General features: G+C 65.7%; 17 protein-coding genes and 1 pseudogene. 11 read left to right on the forward strand and 7 right to left on the reverse strand.

Going from position 1 to position 17,678, the window contains the following annotated elements; genetic code table 11:
* On the reverse strand, positions 1 to 467 hold a 467-nt coding region (locus tag AC1DRP_RS24030; RefSeq protein ID WP_476769743.1), incomplete at its 3' end, for a hypothetical protein.
* A gap of 940 nt (positions 468 to 1,407) precedes the next feature.
* Between AC1DRP_RS24030 and AC1DRP_RS24035 the strand changes: the two are divergent.
* Positions 1,408 to 1,758: pseudogene (locus tag AC1DRP_RS24035) on the forward strand (DUF2778 domain-containing protein); the annotation flags it as partial.
* Positions 1,759 to 2,001: 243 nt separating this feature from the next.
* Here the strand turns inward: AC1DRP_RS24035 and topA are convergent.
* Entirely contained in the window at positions 2,002 to 4,686 is a 2,685-nt protein-coding gene (gene topA / locus AC1DRP_RS24040) for a type I DNA topoisomerase (protein WP_476769744.1), read from the reverse strand.
* 294 nt (positions 4,687 to 4,980) lie between these two features.
* Between topA and AC1DRP_RS24045 the strand changes: the two genes are divergently transcribed.
* The 4 genes from AC1DRP_RS24045 to dprA all read left to right on the forward strand — a co-directional run bounded on the left by AC1DRP_RS24045 (position 4,981) and on the right by dprA (position 9,195).
* Positions 4,981 to 5,925, forward strand: coding sequence for an aspartate carbamoyltransferase catalytic subunit (locus AC1DRP_RS24045; protein WP_069880943.1), 945 nt, complete (start codon positions 4,981 to 4,983; stop codon positions 5,923 to 5,925).
* A 72-nt stretch (positions 5,926 to 5,997) separates the two neighbouring features.
* Complete coding sequence (gene pyrC / locus AC1DRP_RS24050) at positions 5,998 to 7,290, forward strand: dihydroorotase (RefSeq protein ID WP_441507668.1); 1,293 nt, start codon at positions 5,998 to 6,000, stop codon at positions 7,288 to 7,290.
* Between the two features lie 48 nt (positions 7,291 to 7,338).
* The gene (plsY, locus tag AC1DRP_RS24055) at positions 7,339 to 7,950 is read left to right on the forward strand and encodes a glycerol-3-phosphate 1-O-acyltransferase PlsY (protein WP_441507669.1); all 612 of its coding nucleotides are present in this window, start codon (positions 7,339 to 7,341) and stop codon (positions 7,948 to 7,950) included.
* 15 nt (positions 7,951 to 7,965) lie between these two features.
* The gene (gene dprA / locus AC1DRP_RS24060; RefSeq protein WP_441507670.1) at positions 7,966 to 9,195 is read left to right on the forward strand and encodes a DNA-processing protein DprA; all 1,230 of its coding nucleotides are present in this window, start codon (positions 7,966 to 7,968) and stop codon (positions 9,193 to 9,195) included.
* 83 nt (positions 9,196 to 9,278) lie between these two features.
* Here the strand turns inward: dprA and AC1DRP_RS24065 are convergent, their stop codons facing one another.
* Together AC1DRP_RS24065 and AC1DRP_RS24070 are read right to left on the reverse strand one after the other, a co-directional pair.
* Positions 9,279 to 9,467, reverse strand: a complete 189-nt coding sequence (locus AC1DRP_RS24065) for a hypothetical protein (protein ID WP_441507624.1) — start codon at positions 9,465 to 9,467, stop codon at positions 9,279 to 9,281.
* Between the two features lie 218 nt (positions 9,468 to 9,685).
* Complete coding sequence (locus AC1DRP_RS24070; RefSeq protein ID WP_441507625.1) at positions 9,686 to 10,609, reverse strand: AEC family transporter; 924 nt, start codon at positions 10,607 to 10,609, stop codon at positions 9,686 to 9,688.
* Positions 10,610 to 10,880: 271 nt separating this feature from the next.
* Between AC1DRP_RS24070 and AC1DRP_RS24075 the strand changes: the two genes are divergently transcribed.
* Positions 10,881 to 11,372 (forward strand): hypothetical protein, encoded by a 492-nt coding sequence (locus tag AC1DRP_RS24075; RefSeq protein WP_441507626.1) that lies wholly within the window; start codon positions 10,881 to 10,883, stop codon positions 11,370 to 11,372.
* A 63-nt stretch (positions 11,373 to 11,435) separates the two neighbouring features.
* Positions 11,436 to 11,807: a hypothetical protein gene (locus AC1DRP_RS24080; RefSeq protein ID WP_441491574.1), complete on the forward strand. Its 372-nt coding sequence runs from the start codon at positions 11,436 to 11,438 to the stop codon at positions 11,805 to 11,807.
* Between the two features lie 63 nt (positions 11,808 to 11,870).
* On the opposite strand, the gene ruvX is transcribed toward AC1DRP_RS24080, so the two are convergent.
* The 3 genes from ruvX to AC1DRP_RS24095 all read right to left on the reverse strand — a co-directional run bounded on the left by ruvX (position 11,871) and on the right by AC1DRP_RS24095 (position 14,241).
* The gene (gene ruvX / locus AC1DRP_RS24085) at positions 11,871 to 12,362 is read right to left on the reverse strand and encodes a Holliday junction resolvase RuvX (protein WP_441491575.1); all 492 of its coding nucleotides are present in this window, start codon (positions 12,360 to 12,362) and stop codon (positions 11,871 to 11,873) included.
* Between the two features lie 56 nt (positions 12,363 to 12,418).
* Positions 12,419 to 13,408: a tripartite tricarboxylate transporter substrate-binding protein gene (locus AC1DRP_RS24090; protein ID WP_441491576.1), complete on the reverse strand. Its 990-nt coding sequence runs from the start codon at positions 13,406 to 13,408 to the stop codon at positions 12,419 to 12,421.
* 68 nt (positions 13,409 to 13,476) lie between these two features.
* Complete coding sequence (locus tag AC1DRP_RS24095; RefSeq protein ID WP_476769745.1) at positions 13,477 to 14,241, reverse strand: GntR family transcriptional regulator; 765 nt, start codon at positions 14,239 to 14,241, stop codon at positions 13,477 to 13,479.
* Positions 14,242 to 14,331: 90 nt separating this feature from the next.
* Between AC1DRP_RS24095 and AC1DRP_RS24100 the strand changes: the two genes are divergently transcribed.
* The 4 genes from AC1DRP_RS24100 to AC1DRP_RS24115 form a co-directional block, all read left to right on the forward strand.
* Positions 14,332 to 14,619, forward strand: a complete 288-nt coding sequence (locus AC1DRP_RS24100) for a UxaA family hydrolase (protein WP_043234293.1) — start codon at positions 14,332 to 14,334, stop codon at positions 14,617 to 14,619.
* A gap of 165 nt (positions 14,620 to 14,784) precedes the next feature.
* Complete coding sequence (locus AC1DRP_RS24105) at positions 14,785 to 15,975, forward strand: UxaA family hydrolase (protein WP_441507671.1); 1,191 nt, start codon at positions 14,785 to 14,787, stop codon at positions 15,973 to 15,975.
* An 83-nt stretch (positions 15,976 to 16,058) separates the two neighbouring features.
* On the forward strand, positions 16,059 to 17,108 hold the full coding sequence (locus AC1DRP_RS24110) for a YeiH family protein (protein ID WP_441491578.1): 1,050 nt from the start codon (positions 16,059 to 16,061) through the stop codon (positions 17,106 to 17,108).
* A 24-nt stretch (positions 17,109 to 17,132) separates the two neighbouring features.
* The coding region (locus AC1DRP_RS24115; RefSeq protein WP_476769746.1) for an NAD(P)-dependent oxidoreductase at positions 17,133 to 17,678 on the forward strand (546 nt) is incomplete at its 3' end.

The following is a 17,678-nucleotide window of genomic DNA, read 5'->3' on the forward strand; positions in this document are numbered from 1 at the left end:
ATGTCGCTCTTGGACCATGCAGCGCCTCCGAGTTGGAGGTTGACCGTATAGGTTTGCGACCAGCTCAAGGCCGGAGCGGAACTGGGAATGACGTTCAGTGCTAGGTCGCTAACCGGAAGAGCAAGGACCGCATCAGCGTCCCCGCTCTCGACTGAGGATGGAGCGTCTTCGGCATAGTCCCGGTGCAGAGGCGTCGCTGGCTCCTCCCACGGCGCCTCAGGCGCGGGGCTGGACATGCCTTCGGCAGAGATCGACCCAAGATCCCAGAACGCATGGTCCGAGATATTCGCGTAGAGCTCGAGTGCGCCATCCGCCTCGCTCTCAGCGGGAACGATCTCCATGACTTCCCGTGCGGCTACTTCCGGCGTGGCTTCTTCGAAACTCACATGGTCTTCGTCCGCAGGCGGGATCGCATCGCATGGATCGATCTCGACCTTGGCCTCAACGACCGCGTCGACGTCCACCATGGGTGTCGTCGTAGCCTCCAGCCCACCCCACACCTTCCGCAGGAGATGGTCCGGCGTCCTTGTGTAGCGCACACGACTGGGCGCCGCGTCAAGGTCCGGCGCTCGGTGCACGGGAGTGATGACCGCGGAAACGGGCAGCTGAGCGCGCAGACCGTGAGGGACCTGCCTCGCGGCCCTCTCGTCAGAGCTGCCGGGCATGGATGTCGGGCAATGATCGTCGTTTCCGTCGATACGTTGCGGATAGAGTTTCAACTTACGCATCGACAGTTACGGCTACTATTTTGGAAGGGACGGTGGTGCTGAATGCGTATCGGGGCAGGGTTAACGCCTCGTGAAACTCAAGCCGGACGGAGCGAGCCACGCAACGCCACAGCTTCCCTCACCGTCGTTAGATACGGGGCCTGCCGCAGTGCTTGCCGAGGGGGCTGAGCGTCGGACGCGCCAAAGGGTCGCACTTTGAAAAACATGATTCAGCTTCATTCATGATTAACCAAGCGCGCGCTTAATCAAGATCGAACACAGTTAGGGTTTCCCAGCACTGAAGATCGGGACAGCAAGCCGACCCGCTTGCGGCTCATCGTGATGAGTCTGCGTGAGCGGGGTGGGTGTTGGCGCGCGTCGGAGGCGGGAAGAGTACCAGAGTATCCCGAGAGTACGACGCATGAGTTTTTCGTCCGGTCCGACTGCTGGCCTCGCCCCTCGTGCGCGCAATCGCCGACACAGGATCCGTTTCTCCCGAATTGCCTTCGTCGTCGCGACCCTGGGTCTGAGCGCGGCAGCCGGCTTCTGGGCACAGAAGGACGGTCAGCCGATCGTCTCTGCCGTGCGTGAGCTTGCCCCCATGCTGGAACCGATCTTGGTCGCTTCCAGCCGACGCTACGATCCGCTCCTTGATCCCGACTATTCGCTGGGGCCGGCTCCTCTCACCCTTGGCGAAAGGGCGCGCATGGTGTACATGCCAAATGGCGACCGGCTCGAGGCGCATTCTGGGCTCGGCGACAAGATGGACGACCCACGCTTCGCGCATGTGAGGATGCAGGGTGTCACGCCGCCGCATGTCTACGATCTGAAGGAGCGCGAGGCTCTTTTCCACGGTGTGCGGGCCATACGGCTCCACCCGGTCGGCGGCAGCGGCGCCATCCACGGACGCGCCGGCCTGTTGGCGCATACCTACCTCCTCGGACCGCGAGGGGATTCGAACGGATGCGTTTCGTTCAGGGACTACGACAAGTTCCTGCAGGCCTATCTCAGGGGTGAGGTCAAACGCCTGGTCGTCGTAGCCAGCATGTAGGCCGGACTTCGCGGCCCGCGTCCGAGGCCGCTTTTCCTCCACTGCGCAACGAATCCAATCGGTCGCTGCATTGCGCCGACCCAGGCTGGCCGCTTTTCCTGGAGCAGGGGGAAGCCTATCGGCATCAAGAACAGCGCTGGCCCTATGGGAGCATGTCCATAGGGCGCGAAGATTGAGCCGGGCTGAAGCCTCGCCGCGATAAGCTTGGCCAGCCTCTTCCCTGAAGCGAGAGCACGCCGAGGGTCAGCCCTCGGCGTCGGCCTYGGTCTTGGCCTTCGACTTCGGCGCAGCCTTGGCGGCCGTCTTGCCGGCAGCCTTCTTTGCCGGCGCTTTGGCTGGCGCCTTCGCCGCGCTTGGACGCTTCGTCTTGGCGGCTGCCTTCGCTCCGCCCTTCGCGCCTCCGGCTTCGGCCTTGGCGTTGACGAGTTCGACCGCCTGTTCGAGCGTCAGGCTCTCCTGCGTCATCGCCTTGGGCAGGGTCGCGTTGACCTTGCCCCAGTTGACATAGGGGCCGTATTTGCCGGCGCGCACGACGAGCTTGCCGCCAGCAGGATGCTCGCCGACCTCCCGTCCTGGCACCGCCGCTCCACGACCGAACCGTCCTCCGCCCGCGCCGCTCTCCTTGGCGACGATAAGGTCGATGGCGCGGTTGCCGCCGAGCGCGAGGACATCGTCGTCCTTGTCGATATTGGCGTAGGTCTTGCCGTGCTGGACGTAGGGGCCGTAGCGACCGATGCCGACCAGGATCGGCTCGCCGCTCTCCGGATGCTTCGCGACCTCCTTGGGCAGCGCAAGCAATGCCAGCGCCTTGTCGAGATCGACGGCAGCCGCGCTCATGCCCTTGGGCAAGCTCTGGCGCTTCGGTTTCTCGCCCTCGCCGAGCTGGACATAGGGGCCGAAACGACCGTCACGCAGCGTCACATCCTGATCCGTGACCGGATCCTTGCCAAGGACCCGCACGCCGGGCGCGCCCTGGCCACCCTCGGCCGTGGCCTCGCCGTCATTGGCCGGAACGGTCAGCGGCCGGGTGTAGCGGCATTCCGGGTAGTTCGAGCAGCCGACGAAAGCGCCGAACTTGCCAAGCTTCAGCGAGAGCTGACCGGTGCCGCAGGTCGGGCAGGTGCGCGGATCGCCGCCATCGCCGCGCGCTGGGAAGATATGTTCTCCCAGCACACCGTTCAGCGCTTCCAGCACCTCGGTGACGCGCAGGTCCTTGGTGCCGGCGATGGCCTGGGTAAACTCTTCCCAGAACTCGCGCAGCAGCGCCTTCCAGTCGATCTCGGCATTTGAGACACGGTCGAGCTTCTCTTCCAGGCTCGCCGTGAAGTCGAACTCGACATAGCGTCCGAAGAAGCTCTCGAGGAAAGCGGTGACCAGCATGCCCTTGTCCTCGGGCACCAGCCGCTTCTTCTCGATGCGGACATATTCGCGGTCGCGCAGCGTGGCCAGCGTCGCGGCATAGGTCGAGGGCCGGCCGATGCCGAGCTCTTCCATGCGCTTGACCAGGCTCGCCTCGGAGAAGCGCGGCGGCGGCTCGGTGAAGTGCTGATCGGCGGCGATGGCGCGCTTTTCCAGCCCGTCACCCGCCTTCATCGGCGGCAGCTTCTTGCTGTCCTCATCCTCTTCGTCGTCGCGGCTCTCCTGATAGAGCGTCAGGAAGCCGTCGAAGAGCACGACCTGACCGGTGGCACGCAGCTCCAGATGACGCGAACCGACCTTGGCGGCGACGTCCACCGTCGTGCGCTCCAGCGAGGCCGATTCCATCTGGCTCGCGATGGTGCGCTTCCAGATCAACTCGTAGAGTTTGGCCTGTTCGGGCTCGAGATGGCGCACGACCATCGCTGGCAGCCGGCCGAGATCGGTCGGGCGGATGGCCTCGTGGGCTTCCTGCGCGTTCTTGGCCTTGACCGTGTATTTGCGGGGCGCGCTCGGCACATAGGCCGCACCGAACTCCTTGCCGATGACGCTGCGGGCAGCCGTGATGGCACTGCCGTCCATGTCGACGCCATCGGTTCGCATATAGGTGATGAGACCGACGGTCTCGCCGCCGATGTCGACGCCTTCATAGAGCCGCTGCGCAACCTGCATGGTGCGGGCGGGTGCCATGCCAAGCTTGCGCGAGGCTTCCTGCTGCAGCGTCGAAGTCTGGAAGGGCGGGTAGGGGTGGCGCTTGACCGGCTTGGCCTCGACCTGCGCCACGTTGAAGAGAGCTGTCTCCAGCGCCGCCTTGAATGCTTCGGCCTCCGCCCCGGTGCCGATGTCGAGCCGGGTGATCTTCTTGCCGTCGGCTCCGACCAGGCGAGCCTCGAAGGTCGCGCCGGTATCTGTCGCGAGCGTCGCAACCAGCGACCAGTATTCCCGGGCCCTGAAGGCTTCGATTTCGCGTTCGCGCTCGCAGACGAGGCGCAGGGCCACCGACTGGACGCGCCCGGCCGAGCGGGCACCGGGCAGCTTGCGCCAGAGCACCGGAGACAGGGTGAAGCCGACAAGATAGTCCAGCGCGCGGCGCGCCAGATAGGCGTCGACCAAGGCCTGATCGATCTGGCGCGGGTTGGCGAGGGCCTTCTGCACCGCATCCTTGGTCACGGCGTTGAAGGTGACGCGCTCGACCGGAATGCCCTTGATGGCGCGCTTCTGGTTCAGCGCTTCCAGCACGTGCCAGGAAATCGCCTCGCCCTCGCGATCCGGGTCGGTTGCGAGAATGATCTTCTCGGCACCCTTGGCCGCCTTGGCGATCTCCGCGACCTGCTTGGCGCCGCGCCCCTCGATTTCCCAGAGCATCTTGAAGTCGTCTTCGGGATCAACCGAGCCGTCCTTCGCGGGCAAGTCGCGAATATGCCCGAACGAGGCGATGACCTCGTAATCGGAGCCCAGGTACTTGTTGATCGTCTTGGCCTTGGCCGGCGACTCGACGACGAGGAGCTTCATGGCAGCTAAAGTCTCATGACAAAGGGGCAGGGCCAGCACGCATCGTGCCGGTCCGGCCTGGCTTGGCGCTGGGCGCCCGGGGTCAGGTTCGGAATTGCGCGCGAAAGTGGTTCAGCACGACAGCGCTGTCAAATAGGGATTGCTGCGCGAATGCAACAGTGGCGCGGCGATCAACTGTCGCTTTCCGGCCGTTCCCCGCGCGGTCGCTCCGGCCCGCCCTTGGACGAAGCGCTGGACAATGGCCATCTCGCCGCTTGCGCCGTCTTGAGTCTGTGCCTAAACAACCACCTTCAAATGACATCGCCAGCCCCGACCTATCCGCACCGCCACCTCCTCGGCATCGAGGGCCTGTCGCATCTGGATATCGAGGCTCTCCTCGATCGCGCCGAGGACTATGTCGCGCTTTCGCGACAGGTCGAGAAGAAGACGGCGACCCTGCGCGGCCGCACCCAGATCAATCTCTTCTTCGAGCCATCGACGCGCACGCAGGCCTCCTTCGAGCTTGCCGGCAAGCGCCTCGGCGCCGACGTGATGAACATGTCGGTAGCATCCTCTTCGGTGAAGAAGGGCGAGACGCTGATCGACACGGCCGCCACCCTGAACGCGATGCGCCCCGATATTCTGGTGGTGCGCCATCACGCCGCCGGTGCGGTCAACCTGCTCGCCCGCAAGGTCGACTGCTCTGTCGTCAATGCCGGCGACGGTGCGCATGAACACCCGACCCAGGCCCTGCTCGATGCGCTGACGATCCGCCGCAACAAGGGCCGGATCGCCGGGCTGACCGTCGCGATCTGCGGCGACATCGTGCATTCGCGGGTCGCCCGCTCCAACATCATCCTGCTCAATGCGCTTGGCGCAAAGGTCCGCCTGATCGCCCCCTCGACCCTGCTTCCGGTTGGCATCGAGCGTATGGGCGTCTCCGTCTTCACCGACATGAAGAAGGGACTGGAAGGGGCTGATATCGTGATGATGCTGCGTCTCCAGCTCGAGCGCATGCACGGCGCCTTCGTGCCRTCGCCGAAGGAGTATTTCCGCTATTTCGGCCTTGACCGCGACAAGCTCGCGCTGGCCAGCCCGGACGCGCTCGTAATGCATCCCGGCCCGATGAATCGCGGCGTCGAGATTTCCTCGGAAGTCGCTGACGGCGCTCAGTCCTTGATTCGCGAGCAGGTCGAGATGGGGGTCGCCGTCCGCATGGCGGTTCTGGATGCGCTGGCCCAGCATCTGCCCAATGGTTGAGCGCGGCCGAGCCATTCCCCGGCCGGTTGGAACACAACACTGAAGGCGAGACCGAGCGAGATCATGTCCGAAATGCGCGAGCTTGCGATCGTCAACGCCCAACTGGTCGATCCTGCATCGGGCCGGCAGGGGCCGGGTGCGCTTCTGCTGCGCGATGGTGCGATTGCGGAGATCGCCTGGGGCGCCGCTCCGGCGACGGGCGAGGGCGTGCAGCGGGTCGATGCGGGCGGCCTAATCCTCGCGCCAGGGCTGGTCGATCTGCGCGCCTTTCTCGGTGAACCGGGAGCGGAGTTCCGCGAAACGCTCGGCACGGGCTCGCAGGCCGCCGCGGCCGGCGGGGTCACCACGGTCGTCTGCAGGCCGGATACCGATCCGCCGATCGACGATCCCGCCATTATCGATTTCATCAAGCGCCGTGCCCGCGACAAGGCGGTCGTCAACGTGCTGCCGGCTGCTGCCCTGACCAAGGGGATCGAGGGCCGGGAGATCACCGAGTTCGGCCTGCTGCTCGAAGCAGGCGCAGTCGCCTTCACCGATGGCTCCCGGGCCGTGCGCAATCCGCAGGTCATGCGCCGCGCCATGATCTACGGCCGCGATTTCGATGCGCTGCTGATGAACCATCTCGAGGATCCGGACCTGCGCGGCGCCGGCGTGATGAACGAGGGTGAGTTCGCCAGCCGCAAGGGCCTGCCGGGCATTCCGATCGAAGCCGAGACCGTCATGCTGGAGCGGGATATCCGCCTGGCGCGGGCGACCGGCGCGCGCTACCACGCCGCGATGATCTCCTGCGCCGAATCCGTCGAACTCGTGCGCCGGGCCAAGGCCGATGGCGTGCGGATCACCTGCGGCGTCTCGATCAACAATCTGACGCTGAACGAGAACGACGTCGGCGACTACCGCACCTTCTGCAAGGTCTCGCCGCCACTGCGCCATGAGGACGAGCGGCTCGCCATGGTGGCCGCGCTGGCCGAGGGCGTGATCGATGTCGTCGTCTCCGACCATGACCCGCAGGATGTCGAGACCAAGCGCCAGCCCTTCGCCGAGGCCGCCAATGGCGCGCTCGGCATCGAGACGATGCTGTCGGCAGCGCTGCGCATGGTCCATGCAGGGCAGACCGATCTGCCGACACTGCTGGCGGCGCTTTCGACGCGCCCGGCCGCTCTGCTTGGATTGTCGTGCGGGCGCCTCTCGGTCGGAGCTCCGGCCGATCTGATCCTGCTCGATCCCGACGCGCCCTATGTCGTCGACAAGCGCAAGCTGAAATCGCGGGCCAAGAATTCGCCCTTCGACGAGGCGCGGCTCGATGGGTTGGTACGCACAACCTTCGTTGCCGGACGAGTGGTCTACGAGGCGGACGCAGTCTAAGCTCTTGCGGCGATGGCCTGGGGAAGCGGGGGCGGAATGCCTGAGATGATGAGTTTGGGCCTGCCCGGGTCTTCGGCACTGGCTGCCGTGGCCATCGGTTATCTGCTGGGCTCGATCCCTTTCGGTGTCGTTTTGACGCGCCTCAGCGGCGGACCTGATCTTCGCAGCATCGGCTCGGGCAATATCGGCGCCACCAATGTCCTGCGCACCGGCAACAAGAAGCTGGCGGCGCTGACCCTGGTGGGCGACATGCTCAAGGGCACGGCGGCCGTGCTCGTCGGGCTCTATCTGATCGGCGGCCGGGATGCTGCGCTCCTCGCCGGGCTCGGTGCCTTCCTCGGGCATCTCTTCCCGGTCTGGCTGCGCTTCAAGGGCGGCAAGGGCGTCGCCACCTATCTCGGCATTCTGATCGGGTTGAAATGGCCGATCGCGGTGACCTTCGCGGCAATCTGGCTTAGCGTCGCCTATCTCAGCCGCTATTCATCGCTTGCTGCGCTGCTCGCCAGCCTGCTGACGCCGCTGCTGCTCTGGTTCTGGGCGAACGAGCCGCGCATGGCCGTGCTGATGGCCGTTCTGACTGTGCTGCTCTGGTTCATGCATCGCGAGAACATTGCCAGGCTGCTGGACCGCAGCGAGGGCAAGATCGGCCAGAAGGGCTGATCAGGGATGGCTGGCATCGCACTCACCGATCGCCAGCGTCTCGACTGGCTCCGGCTCATCCGCAGCGAAAGCATCGGCCCACGCACCTTCCGCGCTCTGATGAATCGGTTTGGCGGTGCCGCGGCTGCGCTCGATGCGCTGCCAGAACTGGCACGGACCTCGGGCCGCAGCATCCGGATTTGCTCCGTTGCCGAGGCCGAACGCGAGATCGAAGCGCTGCGCCGGTGTGGCGGCCGACTGATCGCCCTCGGAGAGCCCGACTATCCGCGGCCGCTGCAGGCGATCGATTCCGCGCCGCCGCTCTTGCTCGTGCTTGGTCGCGGCGAGGTCCTGCTGCGCCCCTGCGTCGCGTTGGTCGGCTCGCGTAACGCCTCGGCGGCCGGCCTCAAATTCACCGCCAGGCTGGCGCAGGATCTCGGCGAGGCCGGTTTCGTCGTGGTGTCGGGGTTGGCGCGCGGCATCGATACCGCTGCCCATGGCGCGAGCCTGGGCACCGGCACGGTCGCCGTACTGGCAGGTGGGCTCGACGAAATCTATCCGCCCCAGAACGCTCAATTGTTCGAGCGACTGATCATGTCGGGAGCGGCGATCAGCGAAATGCCGATGGGGTGGGCCCCGCGCGGACGCGACTTTCCGCAGCGCAACCGCCTAGTTTCCGGGCTTGCGCTCGGCACTGTCGTCGTCGAGGCGGCACGCAAGTCTGGGTCGTTGATCACCGCCCGCTTCGCCAATGAACAGGGGCGCCAGGTCTTTGCCGTACCGGGCTCGCCGCTCGATCCGCGCGCCGAGGGCGGCAATCACCTGATCCGTGAAGGCGCGACGCTATGCGCAGAGGCCGCGCATGTCATCGAGGCGCTCGCACCGTTGCTGGGCCATGGCGGCGCCCTGCCGACAGGCCTCGCACAACCACGCGCGGGCTATGATCCGGAATCAGAATACCTCTGGGACGAACTCGATCTGCCGGAAATCTCCCCGGCGCCGAGGACGGTTCTGCCCCCTGCCATCGCCGGCTCCGATCTCGAACCACCGTCGGAAGCGGTAGGCGAAGCGGAAGGAGAAGGGGGAGGCGATGAGATCCGCGCGCGCGTCCTGGCCCTGCTTGGAGCAGCTCCCGTTTCCCTGGACGACCTGATCCGGGCCAGCGGCCGCTCCGCCCGCGATGTCGGCCGGCTGCTGATCGAGCTGGAACTCGACGGCACGATTCTGCGCCATCCCGGCGGCGCGCTTTCGCGCGTCATGCCCTGAGCGCGTCGGGACGGCCCGCCCGGCCATCAAACCTCGCGGAATCGGCCGTCAGTCGGAGGGCTTCCTTCCGTCGGAGAACGTCTTCAGTCGGATGGCTTGCCGAGCGTTCCGTGGCTCTCGATCTGGATCGTGGCCTCGATCCGGGCCATGTCGAGGAAGTAGACCAGCGTTTCGAGCTTGGCCGCCCGGGCCATCATGCGCAATTCCACACAAATGCTCTCGATGTACTCGGCAACTCCGAGTTGCTGGGTGGCGGAGCTCTCCAGGCTCACGGGAGTGGTCGAGAACGAAGCGGCCTCGAATGGCGTATGGGGAGGATTTCTGGTCTTGCGGCCTGGCCTCGGCCCTCGCGCAGTCATGGCAGCTTGCCCTTGAACGATGCGGCGCTGCGGTCGTGCAGCGACGCGATCTCAATGCGTAGAATGACCTAACGGAATAACGAATTCAATTTCTGCGTGCATCGGCAGGCGGGTCTGACGCGCGTCTGGAATCATCCCAGAAGCAGGACCGCCACCGGCAATGTCACGAGCGCCAGAAGGGTCTGCATCGTGGTGATCTCGGCCATCAACGGGGCGTCGCCACCCATGTCGCGCGCGAGGAAATAGGCCGCGGTAGCCGTCGGCACCGCAGCCGCGACCACCGTGATCGTCAGTGCGGTGCCGGTGACGCCGAACTGCCGCGCCAATATCCAGGCGACGAGCGGCATCACGACGAGCTTGAGCCCGATGGCAAGGCCATGGGCTAGTCGCGGTTGCTTCAAGCGATGGATCTCGAGCCCGGCGCCGACCACGAGCAGCCCGACACCCAGCGCCGCCCGGCCGAGGATATCGACATAGGTCGTGAGGGCCGCGGGCAGCATCCATTGCATCTGGTTGAGCAGAAGTCCGACGGCAGACGACCAGATGAAGGGATTCACTGCGATCGAGCGCGCCGTCTCTGCCGCGCTCATCGGGCGCCCGACGGCAAAGCGCGCCAAGACGAGGACGCAGAGCACGTTCAGCAGCGGGATCATCGAGGCCACCGCGATCGCCATCAACGTTGCCCCCTCACGGCCGTGCAGCCCGGCCGCCAGGGCCAGCGCGACGAAGGTGTTCCAGCGCACCGAGCCCTGCAGGACCGAGGTGAAGGCCGGGCCGTTGATTCCGACACGCGAAAGCAGGGGGCGAACGATCAGGAGGACGGTCGATACGCCGAGAATCGCGGTGACCAGGGTCAGCCCCATCGCCAGCACCGGCAACTGGCTCAGATCCGCGACGGCCAGGGTGTGAATGACGACTGCCGGGAACAGCACCTGATAGGTCAGCCGTTCGACCCCGGCCCAGTGGCTGGGGGAGACGAAACCGCGAGCCTTCAGGGCCCAGCCGGTCGCGAGCACCAGGAAGATCGCCACCAGGCTGTTGATGATCGGATTCATATCGGGACCTGGCTGCGACGGCCTTTGGCGCCGGCAGCGCGAATCCGAGCGCCGGAACAATCTGCCAAAGCTGACGTTGATGGAGGGGAAACTGTCATCGGAGGCGTTTCGTAACCCCTCTCACGACAGCCGGCCCCGAACAAGCGCGCGTCCCGCGCAGTCCGAGTTGCATCCGCCGCAATCCCGCCGTGATTGGTTCAGGCCGCATTCAAGCATGATGCCTGATCATGCGATCCAGGTTCAGGCGCGTGAATCGCAGGAGATATGACCCGTGTCTTCTCTCAGGAAATCCGCCATCGTGGCTTTGGCCACCGTCTCGGTCTCGGCCGCTGGATTCGTCCTGCCGGCGGCGGCCAGCGAGCCCCGCGCCGGCGTTGACGCAAGCCGCCTCGACAAGGCCGGCGCCGGATACAGCTACTATCGTGGACGGGGCTGGGGCTGTTGCAACCGTAACGTTGCCATCGCAGGCGCCGTTGGTGTTGGTCTTCTCGGCGCGGCTGCCATCGCAGCCAACCGGCCGGCCTATTCCGGGACCTACTACTACGATGATGGCTACGCCTACGGGGGATACGGCTACCAGCCGAGCTACTATCAGCCGAGTTACGGCTACCAGCCCGCCTATGTCTATGAGGAGCCCGTGGTTGTCTATCAGCGCCCGCGCTACCATGGCGGGTACTACGGCCCCGGTAACTATTATTCAGAGCGTGGCCCCTATGGTGGTTCCCGTAACGGAACCACCGATCCGGCGCGCGGCGGCAACTGATCGTCGGCCCGGGATTTGAGTTTTGAGGCGGACCGGCTTTGTGCGCGGTCATGGAGGACGAGAATGAGCGTTTACAGCAAGGCCCTGCTGGTCGGCCTTGGACTTGCGGCGTCGGCAGTGCTGTGGGCGGCTCCCGCCTCGGCGCAGTACTATGGCGGCAGTAACCGCGATCCTTATTACGAGCCCGGCCCGCGTTACGGGCGTGGCCCTGATCGCGGGTATGACCGCGGCTACGATCGCGGCCCACGCTATGACGACCGGCGCGGCCCACGCTACGACGACCGGCGCGGCTCCTATGATGGCGGCGGCTATGATCGCGGGCCGCGCAACAACAATCCGATGGCAGGCATGAGCCTCGAGGATCAGAAGCGCGCGATCAAGAACCACCGAGAGGCGCAAAAGAAGGCGATCAAGCGCGGCTACGTCATTCCGTAACCCGCCGCCCGGCAATGTCAGGATAGAGGCGCCGTCGCGGGAAACCGTGGCGGCGTTCGCATGTCAGGCCTCGTCGGTGTCCGGGGGCTCCATGCGCATCAGGCGATCGAGCGCACCCTGCAGGATGTAGGCCGCAGCCATCTTGTCGACCACCTCGGCGCGCTTGGCTCTCGAGGCGTCCGCCGAGAGCAAGGTGCGCGTCACGGCCAGCGTCGACATGCGCTCATCCCAGAATGCGATCGGCAAGGCGGTGAGGGGGGCGAGGTTGCGGACGAAGGCCCGTGTCGACTGGACGCGCGGCCCTTCCGTGCCATCCATGTTGAGCGGCAGGCCGATGACCAGCCCTGCGACGTCGAATTTCGCGGCGATCTTCAGCAGGGCTGCTGCGTCGAGCCCGAATTTGACCCGCTTGATCGTCTCCAGCGGCGTTGCGATCTGGCGCTCCACATCGGACAGCGCGAGGCCGATCGTCTTGGTGCCGAGGTCGAGGCCGAGCAGCCGCGCGTGATCGGGCAGATTCAGGAAGGTTTCGAGAGGAACCAGATTGGCTGACATCAGGGCCGGGTAGCACGCGCCGCCCGTACTGGCGAGCGGCGCGTGGGGGATGGCGTCTAGTTCACGTTCTGCGGGGTCACGCCGGCGGCCTTGAGTGAGGTCGCCCATTTGCTGATCTCGCTGCCAAAGCGCTTGGCATGGGCGTCGCGGCTCCATTCAGCTTCCGGAAAGGCGCTGGTGCCGACCGATTTGAAGCGCTCCAGGACGACGGGGTCCTTGAGAGCGGCCTTCAGCGCGCCGTTCAGCTTGTCGAGCGCCGCTGCCGGAGTTGCCTTCGGCGCGTAGAGCCCGTGCCAGATCGTCATCTCCAGATCGGTGCCGGCCTCGCGCGCGGTCGGCGTGTTCGGCAGCACGCCGAGGCGCTCGGTCGAGGTCACCGCATAGGCACGGACCTTGTCGCCCTGGACCTGCGGCACCGCGGTGGTCGACTGGTCGCAGAGCACGTCGACCTGCCCGGCGACGAGATCGTTCATCGCAGGACCTGTGCCGCGATAGGCAACCTGTGTGAACTTCGCGCCGAGCGCCTGCGAGAGCAGGACCGCGCAGAGATGGGCGTTCGAGCCGATCCCGGCATGGGCGATGGTCAGCTTGTCGGCCTGCAGCTTGGCGAAGGGGAAGAACGCCTTGGCGTCCACCGGCGGCAATGCGAGCTTGCCGGCCACGACCATGGGCCCGGTATTCACCAGCCCGACGGGCGCGAAAGCGGTCTGCGTGTCGTATCCGAGATTGTTGTAGAGCGAAGGCGCGGCCGCGAGCGCGAGATGGTGGATCAGCAGAGTGTGGCCGTCGGCGTCGGATGCGGCGAGGCGCTTGGCGCCGGCCGTGCCGCCGGCACCGGCGATGTTCTCGACCACCACCTGCTGGCCGAGCGTGCGACCCATATGGTCGGCAAGCAACCGCGCGATCACGTCGCTCGGTCCGCCCGCCGCAAAGGGCACGATCAATGTCAGTGGCTTGGTTGGAAATCCCTGCGCCGCCGCGGGCGAGGCAAGTCCTAGCGCCAGCAACCCCGCGAGTGCGAGGCGTCTCGTCGTCTTGGCAATCATTCATTTCCTCCGGTCGTGACGAACCGCTCTCCGGCGGCTTGGTATGGAACGGGTATGCCGCCCGCGCCTCAGCGCAGGTCGGAAAGGTAATGAGCCTCCTCGGTCAGACAGAGGCTGAGGCGTCGTTCGACGGGCATGCCGTCAAGCGCCAGAGCCACGCGGTCGATCTGCAAGGCGGGCCGGCCGGCTTCGACACCGAGCGCAGCTGCATCCACCGGGGACAGGGCGACGGCCTTCAGCTTCTCCCGCGCATGCGCGATCGTCACGCCGTAGCGCGCCGCGAACAGGCTGTAGAGATTGTTGGGCACCGGTCCATGCTCCAGCCCCGGGAACAGATGTTGCGGCAGGGTCAGCGTCTCGACGATCAGCGGCGCCGCATCGAGCGAGCGCATCCGGCGGATGCGAATGACCGGCGCCTTGTCGTCGAGATCCAGCGCAGCTTGCTCGGCTGCGTCAGCCAGTCCGGTCGCGATGCTCAGCACGGCGCTGTCGGGAAAGCGCCGCTCGCCATGGTCGGGCACCAGCTTGAAGAACTGGAACAGGATGCGGCGCTCGTCGTGCTCGGCCACGAAGGTGCCGCGCCCCTGTCGGCGAACGACGAGATTTTCGGAAGCCAGTTCGTCCAGCGCCTTGCGCACCGTGCCCTGGCTGACGCCGATCTCGGCAGCGAGTTGCCCTTCGCTCGGCAGACCTTCGCCCGGCGCCCAGACGCCATCGACGAGCCGGCGAACGAGGATCGCCTTCACCTGGCGATAGAGCGGCCGAAAGCCCAGCGGCTCAGCCGTGTCGACCGCGCCGCGCCGCTCTGCATTTTCGAGCTTGTGCACACTCATATGTCTTATATAAGACTTCACCGAGCGCAGGTCGAGCCCGATTTTCGCACGGGCCAGAGCGAACCTTCGCAAGCTTGAAGGAGGCGTTACATGAGCAAGCCCCATCTCCTGGTGCATGAGCAGAAGGACACCGTCGGTGTCGTCGTCGTCGAGGGCCTGAAGGCCGGGACGGACATGCTCTGCGTCGTCACCCACGACAATTCGGATTTTCGCCTGGCCGCGAAGATGGACATCCCGATCGGCCACAAGGTCGCGCTCAAGGACATCAAGAAGGGCGACACGATCTGGAAATACGGCCAGGACATCGGCAAGGCCGTCGCCGATATCGGCAAGGGCGAGCATCTCCACGTGCACAACGCCAAGACCAAGCGCTGGTGATCGGCACGTTCGCCGCCTGACCTGTTCCGGGGCTCCCGCCAGGGTCGAGCCCGTCAAGAAAACGAAGGAAACGCCATGTCGATCGTCGCCAATTTCGATCTCGTGAAGGGCAAGCTCGGACGCATCAAGGGCCGCAAGATCGAAGCGCCCGAGTTCAAGGCGCCGATGGTGAAGCGCCCGACCGGCCGCAGTCTCGATTCGTTCCATGGCTGGCGCCGGGAGAATGGCCGCGTCGGCGTGCGCAACCACGTCCTGCTGCTGCCGCTCGACGACCTCTCCAATGCCGCCTGCGAGGCGGTCGCCAATAATATCAAGGGCACGCTCGCRATTCCGCATGCCTATGGCCGCCTGCAGTTCGGCGAGGATCTCGAGGTCCATTTCCGCACCCTGATCGGCACGGGATCCAACCCCAATGTAGCCGCCGTCATCGTCATCGGCATCGAGGATGGCTGGACCAAGCGGGTCGTTGACGGCATCGCCAAGACCGGCAAGCCGGTCGTCGGCTTCGGCATCGAGGGCCATGGCGACATCGCCACGATCGCCAAGGCGTCCTATGTCGCCAAGGAGTTCGTGCAGTGGGCGACCGAGCTGCAGCGCGAGAAATGCGGCATCGAGGAGCTCTGGGTCTCGACCAAATGCGGTGAATCCGACACCACGACCGGGCTCTCCTCCTGCCCGACCGTCGGCAACATGTACGACAAATGGATTCCGCGCGGCGTCTATGGCGTCTTCGGCGAGACCTCCGAGATCACCGGTGCGGAGCATCTCTGCAAGGCCCGCGCCGCGACACCGGAGGTCGGCGAGCGCTGGTACAAGATGTGGAAGGCCTACCAGGACGACGTGATCGAGGCCCACAAGACCGACGACCTCTCCGACAGCCAGCCGACCAAGGGCAACATCGCCGGCGGCCTGACCACGATCGAGGAAAAGGCGCTCGGCAATCTCGAGAAGATCGGCCGGGAGTGCAAGTTCATCGACATCCTCGAGCCGGCGGAAGCGCCGGCCAAGGGCCCCGGCCTCTACTACATGGACACCTCCTCGGCCGCGGCGGAATGCGTGACCCTGATGGCGGCCGGCGGCTATGTCGTGCACACATTCCCGACGGGGCAGGGCAACGTCATCGGCAATCCGATCGTCCCGGTCATCAAGATCACCGGCAATCCCAAGACGATGCGCACCATGCCGGAGCATATCGATGTCGACGTCTCCGGCATCCTGCGCCGCGACCTGACGATTTCGCAGGCCGGCGATGCGCTCATCCAGAATATCGTGCGCACCGCCAATGGGCGTATGACCGCGGCCGAAGCACTGGGGCATCGCGAGTTTTCGATGACCAAGCTCTATCGCTCGGCCTGACCGGACACTAAACCGGCGGGCGGGCGCTATGCCGCCCGCCCTCCACCTGCCGAAGACCGGCAGAGCAAGCCGGAGCAGAGTTCTTGTCCGTCGCCTCATCCTCTCCGCTGAGCGCCTGGCGCCCCCTTCTCGACGGGATCGTGCTCTCGACCGCTGTTGCCATTGCGTCGGTCCTGGCTGAGCCGGTCCTGAAGACCTGGCTCGGCGGCAAGATCGGCATCCCTGCAGTTGTCATCGCCCTGCTGATCGGCATGGCCTTGCATCCGCTGGCGAATACCGTTCGGTTCCAGGCTGGCATGGTCTTCTGCGTCAAGAAGATGCTGCGCTGGGCTATAGCGCTGCTCGGCCTGCGCATCGCGCTCGGCGACATCATCGCGCTCGGCCTGTCGACCGCTTTGCTGGTCGTGTTCTCGATGATCGTGACAGTCATCTCCGGCTTCTGGCTGGCCCGCCTGCTCGGGCGCGAACACGGTTTTGGCGCGCTTGCCGGGGTTGCGACCGCGGTTTGCGGCGCCTCTGCGGCGCTGGCGACGGCGAGCGTGCTTCCGGATTATCGCGGCAAGGCCGCCGATGTCGCCTTCACGGTCATCGCCATGAATGCGCTCGCGACGATCGCGATGCTGGCCTACCCGCTGATCTGCGTCTGGCTCGGCCTGAGCCCGACCCAAACCGGCGTCATGCTGGGGGCCTCGATTCACGACGTCGCGCAGGTCGTCGGCGCCGGCCAGTCTGTTTCCGACGATGCGGCCAATGCTGCCGTCATCGTCAAGCTGTTCCGCGTCTTCCTGCTGCTGCCCGCGGTGCTGCTCGTCGGCTGGTGGATGGCGCGCGAAGGCGGCCATCCCAGTGATGCCAAGGTGCCGGTCCCGGTTTTCGCCTTCGTCTTCCTGGCGCTTTGCCTGGTCAACAGCGCGTTTGCGACGCAGCCCACGCTGGCCGGATTCTATGAGCCGGTGCGCGCGGCCTTGCTGGAGGCCTCGCGCTGGGGGCTTCTGATCGCGATCGCCGCGCTCGGGCTCGGCACCTCGATCGGCTCGATGGTGCGGCTGGGCTGGCGGCATCTTGTCGTCGTCACCGGGACCAGCCTCGTCATTCTCGGGCTCGTCCTCGGCGGCCTGACAGCATTGGGTTGAGCAGCCACGCAAGGCGGGAGAGCCATGACCGATATCGTCATCACCGAATTCATGGATGAGGCGGCGGTCGCAAGCCTCAGCGCCCGCTACGCGGTTCATCACGACCCTGAACTCTTCGGCAAGCCGGACGAACTCGCCCGGCTGGTCGCCGACATCCCGGCCCTCATCGTCCGCAACCAGACGCAGGTGAGAGGGGCGTTGCTGGCAGGCGCGAAGAATTTGACGGTCATCGGCCGGCTTGGCGTCGGCCTCGACAATATCGACATGGAAGCCTGCGCCGGCCGCGGCATCAAGGTTTTCCCGGCGACCGGGGCGAACAGCCTCTCGGTCGTCGAATATGTCATCGGCACGGCGATGACCCTGTTGCGCGGCGCCTATTTCGCCAATGCAGCCATGCTGGCTGGCGAATTTCCAAAGACAAAGCTGATCGGCCGCGAGATCGCCGGCAAGCGCATGGGGCTCGTCGGCTTTGGCGCCATCGCGCGTGACGCTGCGGCGCATGCCCGCTTGCTCGGGATGAGCATCGCCGCCTACGACCCCTATGTTCCAGCCGGTGATCCGGTCTGGAGC

It is taken from the genome of Allobosea sp. 01N443 (assembly GCF_056399325.1).

Bases quoted from the DNA above. Each gene is read 5' to 3' on its own strand.
- plsY (WP_441507669.1), top strand. From the start codon at position 7,339: ATGAGTTTGGGCCTGCCCGGGTCTTCGGCACTGGCTGCCGTGGCCATC.
- pyrC (WP_441507668.1), top strand. From the start codon at position 5,998: ATGCGCGAGCTTGCGATCGTCAACGCCCAACTGGTCGATCCTGCATCG.
- AC1DRP_RS24100 (WP_043234293.1), top strand. From the start codon at position 14,332: ATGAGCAAGCCCCATCTCCTGGTGCATGAGCAGAAGGACACCGTCGGT.
- AC1DRP_RS24080 (WP_441491574.1), top strand. From the start codon at position 11,436: ATGAGCGTTTACAGCAAGGCCCTGCTGGTCGGCCTTGGACTTGCGGCG.
- AC1DRP_RS24095 (WP_476769745.1), bottom strand. From the start codon at position 14,241: ATGAGTGTGCACAAGCTCGAAAATGCAGAGCGGCGCGGCGCGGTCGAC.
- AC1DRP_RS24090 (WP_441491576.1), bottom strand. From the start codon at position 13,408: ATGATTGCCAAGACGACGAGACGCCTCGCACTCGCGGGGTTGCTGGCG.
- AC1DRP_RS24070 (WP_441507625.1), bottom strand. From the start codon at position 10,609: ATGAATCCGATCATCAACAGCCTGGTGGCGATCTTCCTGGTGCTCGCG.
- ruvX (WP_441491575.1), bottom strand. From the start codon at position 12,362: ATGTCAGCCAATCTGGTTCCTCTCGAAACCTTCCTGAATCTGCCCGAT.